Genomic DNA, 10,432 nt, shown 5'->3' with positions numbered 1-10,432 from the left:
AATCCATGCAGTCCGGGGACATGGATTGCTTCACTTCGTTCGCAATGACGGTCACATTCGCAATGACTGGGCTGTTCATGGAAAGCGAAGCGCGGCAGTCTGTGCGGTTTCAAATTCATGGATTGCTTTACTTCGTTCGCCGTGACGTGGTACGGGTCAAGCCGTCAACACCGGCAGGTTCAAGGGCGTCAGGGGCTTGCCGTGCAGCAGGTAGCCGATCAGGTTGTCTGCCGCCAGTTGCGCCATGGCCAGGCGGGTGGGCACGGTGGCACTGGCAATGTGCGGGGTCAGCACCACGTTGGGCACGGTCAACAAATCGGGGTGCACCTTGGGCTCGCCCTCGAACACATCCAGACCCGCTGCGGCGATCGTGCCTTTTTTCAGGGCAGCCGCCAACGCGGCATCATCAACAATGCCGCCACGCGCGATGTTGACCAGGGTGGCTGTGGGCTTCATTTGCGCCAGCTCCGCCGCCCCAATGGCGTGGTGCGCCTCGGGCGAATAGGGCAACACCAGAATCAGGTGGTCGGCCTGTTGCAGCAGCTCGGACTTGCTCACATAAGCCGCGCCGCAGACGGCTTCAAGGGCTGCGTCCAGGCGCGAGCGGTTGTGATAGATCACCTTCATGCCGAAACCGTGCGCGCCCCGTTTAGCAATGGCCTGGCCGATGCGGCCCATGCCCAGAATACCGAGCGTGCTGCCATGTACCTCCGAGCCGGCAAACATGTCGTAGCGCCAACTGTTCCACAAACCGGCGCGCAAGAAGCGCTCGCTCTCGGCCATGCGCCGGGCCGTGGCCATCATCAGCGCAAAGCCGAAATCAGCCGTGGTTTCGGTCAGCACATCGGGCGTATTGGTGGCCAGCACGCCGGCCGCCGTCATGGCGTCGAGGTCGAAGTTGTTGTACCCCACGGCCATGTTGGCGCAGATTTTCAAAGCTGGACAAGCAGCAAGCACCTCCTGGCTGATGCGCTCGCTGCCGGTGGTGAAAGCGCCCTGTTTGCCCTGCAATTGCGCGATCAGCTCTGAGGTGTTCCAAACCACATCGTCCTGGTTGGACGTGACCTCGAAGTGCTGCGCCAACAATGTCAAAATTTCTGGAAAAACTGCGCGTGCGATCAAGATGCTCGGTTTCATATCAATAAACTCCTGACAAAAGTCTGACAAAGATAAACGCCAAAAACATAAATTTTCCAAGTAACATTGTCCACGATCAAATAACAAATCGATGTCAGCGCGCTTGAATTTGTGACACAATTTTTGAAAAGTTCTGCGCTCTGCACAGTTGATGAAAAAAGCATTCGAGACATACCTTTCATCGCGCCAGCCAAGCATTACAAATAGTCATTGACGTGATTCGCTCATTCAGCCTGTTCTTCTTCCTGTATCTTTTCTGGCTCCTGCTGTCAGGTTATTTCACGCCATTTTTATTGGCGTCAGGCATCGGCTGCGCGCTGGCCGTCACGTGGTTCGCACATCGCATGAATGTGGTAGATGCCGAGGGTCACCCTATCCAGTTGGGCGCGCGTGCCCTGGTTTACTGGGTCTGGCTGTTCAAGGAAATCATCAAATCGGCCTGGGAAGTCAGCAAAATCATCGTCCACCCCAAGTTACCCATCAGTCCGACCCTGGTGCGCTTCAAGCCAAGCCAAAGAACAGAAGTCGGTCTCGTGCTCCACGCCAACTCCATCACCCTCACCCCTGGCACCATCACCATTGATGCAAGTGCCAATGAATTTTTCGTCCACGGCCTGACGCGCGCCGGCGCACTGGCTGCAGTCAACAGCGAGATGGATCGGCGTGTCAGCGCCTGCGAGGGCAAGGCCTGATGTTCACGGTCACCGCTCTTGCGTTGCTGGTTACATTGGCGCTGGCCTTGGCCCGCGCCGCTCTTGGGCCAACGGTTTTCGATCGGGCGCAAGCGGCCAACACCATCGGCACGGTGGCCATGCTGCTGCTCGCCGTGTTGGGTTTTTTGAATGGTCGCCCTGAATTTCTGGACCTGGCGATTGTTTATGGTTTGCTCAACGTGATCGGCACGATCGCCGTACTCAAGTATTTTCGGCATGGCGATTTGGGCGACGCCGGTGATGACGAAAGCCCTGCCGCATGACACTTCTGGTGAGCATCGTCAGTTGGGCAAGCCTGGTGCTTGGCGGCTTGTTTTGCATTGTTGGTGCCATCGGCTTGCTGCGCATGCCCGATTTTTATACCCGAATGCACGCTGCCAGCGTCATCGAAACGCTGGGGGCCGGCCTGATTTTGCTGGGTCTGGCGTTACAAGCCGGATTCACCCTGATCACCGTCAAGCTGCTCATGCTGGGTCTGTTGATTTTGTTTGTCAGCCCCACGGCCACCCATGCGCTGGCGCGCGCAGCCATGGTGCGCGGCGTCAAACACCTTGCTGTCGAGGAGAAATCGTCATCGAAACCCTGATCATCAATGTGCTGATGGTGATGATGGCGGTCAGTGTCGTGGCCATCATCCGCAATCGTAACCTTTTTGCCGTGATTCTGCTCAGCGGCGTTTACAGCTTTCTGATGGCCACGGTGTTGGTGGCCATGGACGCGGTGGACGTGGCCATGACCGAGGCGGCGGTAGGCGCAGGCATTTCGACCGTGCTCTTGCTGGGTGCGCTCTACCTGTGCAAAAGTGAAGAGGCGCGCCCGCCCAACAAGCCTTTACTGCCGCTTTTGGTCTCGCTGTCGGTGGGCGGCATGTTGGTTTACGGCACGCTGGGGCTGCCTGAATTTTCAGACCCGCAGGCACCAATCCACGCGCATGTGGCACCGCGCTACCTCAACGAGATGAGGCAAGAGGTTGACGTGCCCAATGTAGTCACCGCCGTGTTGGCCAGCTACCGTGGCTTTGATACCTTGGGCGAGACCACGGTGGTCTTTACCGCGGGCGCCGGTGTCGTGGCGCTGCTGCGCAGACGCCGCAAAGGACGCAAATCATGAAAAATGACCTGATCCTGCGCGTCATCGCCAAGTTGCTGATTCCGTTCATTTTGTTGTTTGCCCTGTATGTGCAATTTCATGGCGACTTCGGACCGGGTGGCGGCTTCCAGGCGGGCGTGATTCTGGCTGCTGCCGTCATCTTCTATGCCCTGATTTACGGTTTGGCCGACGCGCGCAAGGTGGTACCCGAGCCCCTGGTCGAATCCATGATGGCGATTGGCGTGCTGATTTACGCCGGCGTTGGCGTGGCCGGCTTGCTGCTGGGCGGCAACTACCTCGACTACTTTGTGCTCGATCCGAACCCGGTGCTGGGCCAACATCGCGGTATTTTCTGGGTCGAGGTGGGCGTGGCCACCACGGTGTCGGGTGTCATGCTGAAGATTTTTTACATGTTCGCTGACCGCGCCAAGGTGGATGAAGAATGACTGGGATAAGCAGCGCGATGACCGCGGGTGGTCACTTCACCTACTTCATCACGATTTTTCTGATGGTGGCGGGCCTTTTCATCGTGATCTCGCGCCCCAATCTGATCAAGAAACTGGTCGGGCTCGGCATTTTTCAGACCTCGATTTATTTGCTTTATGTGGCTCCAGCCAAGCTGATCGGGGGCACGGCGCCCATTTTGAGTAACGAATTTTCGGTTTACTCCAACCCCCTGCCCCATGTGCTGATTTTGACGGCGATCGTGGTGGGTGTTGCCACGCTGGCCTTGGGTCTGGCCCTGGTCGTGCGTATTCGTGAAGCGTACGACACGATTGAAGAAGACGACATCCTGGAACGCGACGCCAAGCCAGACGGCAACGGGGAAGCAACATGAATCTGGCAGCGCACCTGCCCGCCCTGCAAGTGATTGTGCCGCTGATTGCGGCGCCGCTGACCGTGCTGCTGCGTCGGCGCAGCGTGGCCTTTGCCGTGGCCCTGGTGGCAAGCTGGCTCGCGCTGGCCATTTCCATCACGCTGTGGCTGCAAGTAGCACACAGCGGCACCATCACTTACGCCATCGGCAGCTGGCCTGCGCCATGGGGCATCGAGTACCGGGTTGACCGCCTGAACTCATTCCTGCTGGTGCTGGTGTCAAGCATCGCCGCCTTGGTGCTGCCGTACAGCCGCGCCAGCATCGAGGCCGAAGTGCCGCCCCAACAGCACTATCTGTTTTACACCATGTTCGTGCTGTGCCTGACCGGTCTGCTCGGCATTGCCATCACGGGCGACGCGTTCAACGTCTTCGTGTTTCTGGAAATCTCGTCGTTGTCGGCCTATGTGCTGATTGCGCTCGGGCGCGACCGCCGGGCGCTGTTTGCCGCCTACCAGTACCTGCTGATGGGCTCCATCGGGGCCAGCTTGCTGGTCATTGGCATCGGCCTGCTCTACCTGATGACCGGCACCCTGAACCTGGCCGACATGGGGCACCGCCTGGCCTCGGTGCAGGGCACGCGTCCGGTGCTGGCGGCACTGGCTTTCATTACCGTGGGTGTTTCGCTCAAGCTGGCCTTGTTCCCGCTGCACCAATGGTTGCCCAATGCCTATACGTTTGCACCTTCGGCTGTGTCGGCCTTTTTGGCGGCCACAGCGACCAAGGTGGCGGTCTATGTGTTGCTGCGCTTTTACTTCACGGTGTTTGGCGAATCAGCTGTGTTTGACAAGTTGCCCATGCAACAAATGATGCTGCTGCTGGCGCTGGCAGGCATGTTTGCCGCATCCACCATCGCCATCTTTCAAACTGACCTGAAGCGGCTGTTTGCCTATTCCAGCGTGGCACAAATCGGCTACATCATTCTTGGACTGTCGTTCAACTCGGTCAATGGCCTGACTGCCAGCATCGTCCACCTGTTCAACCACGGCGTGACCAAAGGCGCCATCTTCATGCTGCTGGGCTGTGTGGCGCTTGGCATGGGCGGCACCACGCTGGCGCGGGTGCAGGGGCTGGGCAAGCGCATGCCACTGGTCAGTTTCGGCATTGTGGTGGGCGGGCTCTCATTGATGGGCGTTCCGGGCACCGCCGGCTTTATCAGCAAGTGGTATTTGTTGCTGGCAGCGCTTGAGCAAGGCCAGTGGTGGCTGGTGTTCATGATTGTGTTGTCGTCATTGCTGGCGGCGATCTATGTCTGGCGCTTTGTCGAGGTGGCCTACCTGCGTGCGCCACGCGAAGACACGGCCAATGTGGTTGCCACGCCCTGGATGATGGGTGTGCCGAGCGCCATTTTGGTCATCGCTACCGTGTACTTCGGTCTCGACACCTCATTCACGATTGGCACCGCCTCTGACGCGGCGGCGGCACTGCTCGGAGGGCAGCGCTGATGCTGACACCCGAACAGGCCATTCTGGCGTCCATGGCCGTGCCCGCGGCGGGCGCCTTGTTGATTTCGCTGGCCGGACGCGTACCCAACCTGCGCGAAGCCATCACGCTGGTCACTGCCGCTGTGTTGTTGACGGTGGTATTGACCTTGCTGCCATTTGTCATGGCAGGCGGGCGACCTGGCCTGGTGCTGTTCAGTTTGCTGCCCGGGTTAGACATTGCGTTTGCGGTCGAGCCGCTCGGCATGTTGTTTGCGCTGATTGCCTCGGGCTTGTGGATTGTCAATTCGATCTACTCGATCGGCTACATGCGCGGCAACCATGAGGCCCACCAGACGCGCTTTTTTGTCTGCTTTGCACTGGCTCTGGCCGCTACCATGGGCATTGCTTTCTCGGGCAACCTGTTGACCCTGTTCTTCTTTTATGAAGTGCTGACGCTCAGCACCTACCCGCTTGTCACCCATCACGGCACCGAAAAGGCGTGCGCCGGCGGGCGCGTTTACCTCGGCTTGCTACTGAGTACGTCCACGGTGCTGTTGCTGCCTGCATTGGTGTTCATCTGGCATGTCACGGGCACCACCGACTTCACGGTGGGCGGCATTCTGGCCGACAAGCTCAAGCCGGGTGAGCTCGCGCTGCTGTTGGGTTTATGTGTGTTCGGCATCGGCAAGGCCGCGCTCATGCCTTTTCACCGCTGGCTACCCGCCGCCATGGTGGCACCCACACCCGTGTCGGCACTGCTGCACGCGGTGGCCGTGGTCAAGGCCGGTGTCTTCAGCGTGGTCAAAGTGATGGTTTATATTTTTGGCATCGACACCCTGGCCACAGCGGGAGCCACAAATTGGCTGGTGGCCGTGGCCGGGTTCACCATCATCGCGGCCTCGGTGGTGGCGCTGAGCGCAGACAACCTGAAACGCCGCCTGGCCTACTCCACGATCAGCCAGTTGTCTTACGTGACCATGGCAGCCGCCTTGCTGGCCCCGTTGTCGCTGGTGGGTGCGGTGATGCACATCGCGGCCCATGCGGTCGGCAAGATCACGCTGTTTTTTGCCGCTGGCGCCATCTATACCGCAGCCCACAAAACCGAGATCAGCCAGCTCGACGGCATCGGCCGACGCATGCCCTGGACCATGGGCGCCTTTGCCATTGCTACGCTATCCATGATCGGTCTGCCCCCGGCAGCAGGTTTTATTTCCAAGTGGTACATGGTGTCGGGCGCCATGGCCGGCCAGCATTGGCTGGCCGTTGCAGTCATTGTGTTGAGCACACTGCTCAATGCAGGCTATTTTTTACCGATTGTGTACCGCGCCTTCTTTGTCGCCCCCGCGGCCGACCCGCATGGTCATCCGCACGGCGAGGCGCCCCTGCTGATGGTGGTCGCCCTGACGGCCACGGCTGGCGCGACGGTGCTGCTGTTCTTCTACCCTGATGTGCCACTGGCGCTGGCCCGTCAGATGCTCAACCCATAACATTGAAACCAATGGACGAAAAAACCCACTGGCTGGATCAACCCCGCAATGTGAAGTTGCTGTGGCGCGGCTTTCTGGTGCTCCTGCTGCTGACGGTGCTGGCCGAGTTTTTTGTTCCCATGCACCCGCATTTTGAAATTGAATCTGTTTTTGGTTTTTATGCCTGGGGGGCTTTTCTGGCCTGCGCCTTGCTGGTCCTGGTGGCCAAAGGCCTGACCTTGCTGCTGCAGCGCCCGCACACTTATTACGGCAAAGACCATGACTGAGGCCTTGCTTCACCCCGGGCTGGTGCTCATCGCGGGCGCCCTGCTGCTGCCCTTGCTGCGTGACACGGTGCGATCTTCCGCCATTGTGGCTTTGCCACTGCTGGTATTGGCACTGGCATGGCAGGTACCTGACGGCCCGGCCTGGCAGCTGCATTTTCTCGATCACACCCTCACGCCGCTTCAGGGCGACAAGCTGTCGCGCCTGTTTGCCACCATCTTCGCCATCATGGCCGCTGGCGCAGGCCTGTTTGCCATCACACAAAAAAGCCGCGTCGAGGTGCCTGCCGCCTTTGTTTATGCCGGCTCGGCCATTGGCGTGGCACTGGCCGGGGATCTGGTCACGGTGTTCGTGTTCTGGGAGTTGATGGCCATCGGTTCGACCCTGGTGATATGGAGTCAGGGCAGTCAAGCGGCCTACTGCGCGGCCAGACGCTACCTGATGATTCACCTGCTCGGCGGTGTGCTGCTGTTTGCAGGTGTCACAGGTCATATTGTTGACACAGGTGACGTGGCCTTTACCCGCCTGGCGCTGGATTCACCTGCACACTGGCTGATCCTGATCGGTTTTCTGATCAACGTAGCGGCGCCGCCGCTGTCAGCCTGGTTGGCCGACGCCTACCCCGAAGCATCTTGGAGCGGCACCGTGTTCCTGTCTGCCTTCACTACCAAGACGGCCGTGTATGTGTTGCTGCGCGGTTTTCCCGGCAACGAGTTGCTGATCTGGCTTGGCTTGTTCATGGCGTTTTACGGTATCGTCTATGGCCTGCTGGAAAACGACATGCGCCGCATCCTCGCCTACACCATCGTCAACCAGGGCGGACTGATGATCGTCGGCGTGGGTATTGGCACCGAGATGGCGCTCAACGGCGCAGCAGCGCAAGCCTTTGTCGGCGTGATCTATGTTGGCCTGCTGTTGATGGCGGCAGGCTCGGTGATGCTGATGACGGGCAAACGCCGCTGCACTGAGCTCGGTGGCCTGTTCCGCAGCATGCCCTTGACCGCGAGCTGCGCCATGGTCGGCGCCATGACAATTTCGGCGTTTCCGCTCACTTCGGGTTTCATTTCCAAATCCATGGTGTCCCAGGCTGCGCTTGACGGACATCATCTTGCGATCTGGTTGTTGCTGACAGCGGCATCGGCTGGCGTGGTGCTGCACGCCGGGCTCAAGTTCATCTGGCTCGTATTTTTCCAAAAAGATTCGGGGCTGCGCCCGACCGAGCCCCCGCGCAGCATGCGCTGGGCCATGGTTTTGTTTTCGTTCCTGTGCATTGCACCGGGCATCTGGCCCGAGCCGCTGTACGCACTGCTACCCTACGCCGTGAACTATGTGCCCTATACCGCTGCGCATGTGGTCACGCAACTTCAGTTGCTGCTTTTCTCGGCGCTGGCGTTCTTTGTACTGCTGCCCTACCTGAAGCGCTCACTGACCCTCACACTTGACACAGACTGGGTCTGGCGCTTTGTTTTGCCAGCAATGTTGCGCCACGTGGGCCTGCCGCTGTCCCGGGTGTGGACACTGCTGATGCGTGCCGCTCGCGTGTTGATCATGGAGGCCACCGCCTTGGTTGTTTACCAGCATCGCCAGGACGGACGCTTTGCACGAACCTGGTCCACCCGCAGCATGGCGCTGTGGGTGTTGGTGTTGCTGCTGGGCTTTCTCATTCTTTATTACGTCTGAGCCTCCAGCCATCCGGCGGCACACCATGAAGTCAGCAACTCAGAGGCTTGCGCACTCAGTTTAATCACCTCCCGACCCGACAAGATGCGGGCGTTGGCCAAAGCGCGCATCAGCGTCGCATCCCGGCCCGAGGCGCTGAAACTCTCGCCGTTGATGAAGATATGGTGCACATCAAACATCATGCGGGTACGCCGGTCCAAGCGGATGCCCCGGGTTTGCAGCACCTGCCCCTCTTTGGGAGACACCGGCCGCGCTTCAAACCACACGTTGGGCTTGGGCTCGGTCATGTACTCGCCCAGGCCACGCGCCAGGGCCCGGCTGTCCTGCAGGGCATCTTGCAACGCATCCTGGGCAAACTCCAGCATTCTGGCCGGGATTTCAGCGGGCTGATCGACTGCGGGCTGATCCGGGTCACGGTACAAAGCCACGCCCACCTCATCCTCGGCTTCTTCGGCCAGGCGCTGCAGCAGTTCACGCGCCAGTTCGGCCCGGTTGGGAATACGAAAACCAATGGAGTAGGTCATGCATTCGCCCTCGGCAATGCCGTCGTGGGCATAACGCGGCGGCAAATACAACAGGTCGCCCGGCTCCAGCACGTATTCCACCTCGGGCTCAAAATTGGCCAGAATTTTCAGGGGCACATCGGGCTGCAGGCTCAGGTCTTTCTGGCGGCCAATGCGCCAGCGCCGTTGCCCAAGCGCCTGCAGCAAAAACACGTCATAGCTGTCATAGTGCGGTCCCACGCCGCCGCCATCGGTGGCATAGCTGATCATCAGGTCGTCCAGCCGGGCATCGGGCACAAAGCGAAACTGGTTCATCAGCGCATGCACGCGGTCGTGGTGCAAATCGACGCCCTGCACCAAAATCGTCCAACCCGGCTGCTTCAGCGGCGGCAAGGCGCGGCGCTGAAATGGCCCGTGTTTGAAGCGCCAGCCTGGCTTGCTGCCTGGCTCCTGGATCACCATGCGGGTCTGGGCGTCTTCATTGGCCGCCAGCTCAAAGAGCTGTGCGCGGTCCAGCAGCGGCTTGAAGCCGGGCACGGCCTGCCTGACCAGCAGCGGCTTCTTTTGCCAATAGCGCTTCATGAACACTTGGGGGCTGATGCCGCCTAATAAAGGCAGCGCTTGGGTGACATCCATGGGGTGCTCCGTTCAGGTTTTTGTCTGCGACAATTCTCGTATGGAAATCACACAACAATGCGTCGTCGCTTTAACTTGGACACTCAAAGATTCTTTGGGTGAGGAATTGGACGTGCTCGAAGAGCCGGTGGAGTTTTTGGTGGGGGGCGGTGATTTGTTCGAGGTCATCGAAACTGCGCTGCAAGGCCATGAAGCTGGCGCCACCCTGAACCTGCACATCGAACCCGAGCAGGGCTTTGGCGAGTTCAACGACCAACTCATTTTTCTGGAACGCCGCGAACTCTTTCCACCCGAGCTCGAAGAAGGCCTGACCTTTGAGGGTACCGCCCTGCCCACCGGTTGTAGCCCGGACATGCCGCAAGACGCGCTCTACACCGTGACCGACATTTACCCCGAGCATGTGGTGCTGGACGGCAACCACCCACTCGCGGGCATTGCACTGCACCTGACGCTGCAAGTGCGCGCTGTGCGCGAAGCCACTGAAGAAGAAATTGGCTGCGGCAGCGCAGGCACCGGCTTTTTCAAGATCACACCCTTGCACAGCTTGCAACCCGGCAACGACTTGCTGAACTAGTAGTTCGTTTCATCAAAAAGCTTGCAAAATGAAATCGATGAATTTTTCAGG

Annotated in this window: 13 protein-coding genes; 11 read left to right on the top strand and 2 right to left on the bottom strand. The window is 59.4% G+C overall.

What is annotated here, in order from left to right:
- Positions 1 to 156: 156 nt before the first annotated feature.
- Entirely contained in the window at positions 157 to 1,137 is a 981-nt protein-coding gene (locus IBX54_RS09005; RefSeq protein ID WP_296542327.1) for a D-glycerate dehydrogenase, read from the bottom strand.
- Between the two features lie 215 nt (positions 1,138 to 1,352).
- Here IBX54_RS09005 and IBX54_RS09000 point away from each other — a divergent pair, with 215 nt between their 5' ends.
- From IBX54_RS09000 to IBX54_RS08955, 10 genes are read left to right on the top strand one after another with little or no spacing between them, the layout of a single operon-like run.
- On the top strand, positions 1,353 to 1,829 hold the full coding sequence (locus IBX54_RS09000; RefSeq protein ID WP_296542326.1) for a Na+/H+ antiporter subunit E: 477 nt from the start codon (positions 1,353 to 1,355) through the stop codon (positions 1,827 to 1,829).
- The gene (locus IBX54_RS08995) at positions 1,829 to 2,113 is read left to right on the top strand and encodes a monovalent cation/H+ antiporter complex subunit F (protein WP_296542325.1); all 285 of its coding nucleotides are present in this window, start codon (positions 1,829 to 1,831) and stop codon (positions 2,111 to 2,113) included. Before IBX54_RS09000 ends, IBX54_RS08995 begins: the two co-directional genes overlap by 1 nt.
- A complete protein-coding gene (mnhG, locus tag IBX54_RS08990; RefSeq protein ID WP_296542324.1) occupies positions 2,110 to 2,436 on the top strand; it encodes a monovalent cation/H(+) antiporter subunit G in 327 nt (108 codons plus the stop codon). The genes IBX54_RS08995 and mnhG overlap by 4 nt, the downstream gene beginning before the upstream one ends.
- Positions 2,437 to 2,456: 20 nt before the next feature.
- A complete protein-coding gene (locus tag IBX54_RS08985; RefSeq protein WP_296542323.1) occupies positions 2,457 to 2,960 on the top strand; it encodes a DUF4040 domain-containing protein in 504 nt (167 codons plus the stop codon).
- Complete coding sequence (locus IBX54_RS08980; RefSeq protein ID WP_296542322.1) at positions 2,957 to 3,385, top strand: Na(+)/H(+) antiporter subunit B; 429 nt, start codon at positions 2,957 to 2,959, stop codon at positions 3,383 to 3,385. The genes IBX54_RS08985 and IBX54_RS08980 overlap by 4 nt, the downstream gene beginning before the upstream one ends.
- Before the next feature lie 17 nt (positions 3,386 to 3,402).
- Complete coding sequence (locus IBX54_RS08975) at positions 3,403 to 3,777, top strand: cation:proton antiporter subunit C (protein ID WP_296542321.1); 375 nt, start codon at positions 3,403 to 3,405, stop codon at positions 3,775 to 3,777.
- Positions 3,774 to 5,258: a monovalent cation/H+ antiporter subunit D family protein gene (locus IBX54_RS08970; protein ID WP_296542320.1), complete on the top strand. Its 1,485-nt coding sequence runs from the start codon at positions 3,774 to 3,776 to the stop codon at positions 5,256 to 5,258. The genes IBX54_RS08975 and IBX54_RS08970 overlap by 4 nt, the downstream gene beginning before the upstream one ends.
- Positions 5,258 to 6,724, top strand: a complete 1,467-nt coding sequence (locus IBX54_RS08965; protein ID WP_296542319.1) for a monovalent cation/H+ antiporter subunit D family protein — start codon at positions 5,258 to 5,260, stop codon at positions 6,722 to 6,724. Before IBX54_RS08970 ends, IBX54_RS08965 begins: the two co-directional genes overlap by 1 nt.
- An 11-nt stretch (positions 6,725 to 6,735) precedes the next feature.
- On the top strand, positions 6,736 to 6,990 hold the full coding sequence (locus tag IBX54_RS08960; RefSeq protein ID WP_296542318.1) for a hypothetical protein: 255 nt from the start codon (positions 6,736 to 6,738) through the stop codon (positions 6,988 to 6,990).
- Positions 6,983 to 8,668 carry a Na(+)/H(+) antiporter subunit D gene (locus IBX54_RS08955; RefSeq protein WP_296542317.1) on the top strand — a complete coding sequence of 562 codons (1,686 nt, stop codon included), beginning with the start codon at positions 6,983 to 6,985 and terminating at the stop codon, positions 8,666 to 8,668. Before IBX54_RS08960 ends, IBX54_RS08955 begins: the two co-directional genes overlap by 8 nt.
- On the opposite strand, the gene IBX54_RS08950 is transcribed toward IBX54_RS08955, so the two are convergent.
- Positions 8,659 to 9,807 carry a cupin domain-containing protein gene (locus IBX54_RS08950; protein ID WP_296542316.1) on the bottom strand — a complete coding sequence of 383 codons (1,149 nt, stop codon included), beginning with the start codon at positions 9,805 to 9,807 and terminating at the stop codon, positions 8,659 to 8,661. The two genes, IBX54_RS08955 and IBX54_RS08950, sit on opposite strands and share 10 nt — an antisense overlap.
- Positions 9,808 to 9,847: 40 nt before the next feature.
- Here IBX54_RS08950 and IBX54_RS08945 point away from each other — a divergent pair, with 40 nt between their 5' ends.
- Positions 9,848 to 10,381, top strand: coding sequence for an FKBP-type peptidyl-prolyl cis-trans isomerase (locus IBX54_RS08945; protein WP_296542315.1), 534 nt, complete (start codon positions 9,848 to 9,850; stop codon positions 10,379 to 10,381).
- Positions 10,382 to 10,432 lie beyond the last annotated feature (51 nt).

The organism is Rhodoferax sp. (assembly GCF_014859475.1).
Lineage (GTDB): Bacteria > Pseudomonadota > Gammaproteobacteria > Burkholderiales > Burkholderiaceae_C > Rhodoferax.
The sequence above is the reverse complement of the archived record's forward strand: the minus strand, read 5'-3'. Positions and strand labels throughout refer to the sequence as shown.

Bases quoted from the DNA above. Each gene is read 5' to 3' on its own strand.
- IBX54_RS09005 (WP_296542327.1), bottom strand. From the start codon at position 1,137: ATGAAACCGAGCATCTTGATCGCACGCGCAGTTTTTCCAGAAATTTTG.
- mnhG (WP_296542324.1), top strand. From the start codon at position 2,110: ATGACACTTCTGGTGAGCATCGTCAGTTGGGCAAGCCTGGTGCTTGGC.
- IBX54_RS08975 (WP_296542321.1), top strand. From the start codon at position 3,403: ATGACCGCGGGTGGTCACTTCACCTACTTCATCACGATTTTTCTGATG.
- IBX54_RS08960 (WP_296542318.1), top strand. From the start codon at position 6,736: ATGGACGAAAAAACCCACTGGCTGGATCAACCCCGCAATGTGAAGTTG.
- IBX54_RS08970 (WP_296542320.1), top strand. From the start codon at position 3,774: ATGAATCTGGCAGCGCACCTGCCCGCCCTGCAAGTGATTGTGCCGCTG.
- IBX54_RS08950 (WP_296542316.1), bottom strand. From the start codon at position 9,807: ATGGATGTCACCCAAGCGCTGCCTTTATTAGGCGGCATCAGCCCCCAA.
- IBX54_RS08980 (WP_296542322.1), top strand. From the start codon at position 2,957: ATGAAAAATGACCTGATCCTGCGCGTCATCGCCAAGTTGCTGATTCCG.
- IBX54_RS08965 (WP_296542319.1), top strand. From the start codon at position 5,258: ATGCTGACACCCGAACAGGCCATTCTGGCGTCCATGGCCGTGCCCGCG.
- IBX54_RS08995 (WP_296542325.1), top strand. From the start codon at position 1,829: ATGTTCACGGTCACCGCTCTTGCGTTGCTGGTTACATTGGCGCTGGCC.
- IBX54_RS08985 (WP_296542323.1), top strand. From the start codon at position 2,457: ATGATGGCGGTCAGTGTCGTGGCCATCATCCGCAATCGTAACCTTTTT.
- IBX54_RS08945 (WP_296542315.1), top strand. From the start codon at position 9,848: ATGGAAATCACACAACAATGCGTCGTCGCTTTAACTTGGACACTCAAA.
- IBX54_RS08955 (WP_296542317.1), top strand. From the start codon at position 6,983: ATGACTGAGGCCTTGCTTCACCCCGGGCTGGTGCTCATCGCGGGCGCC.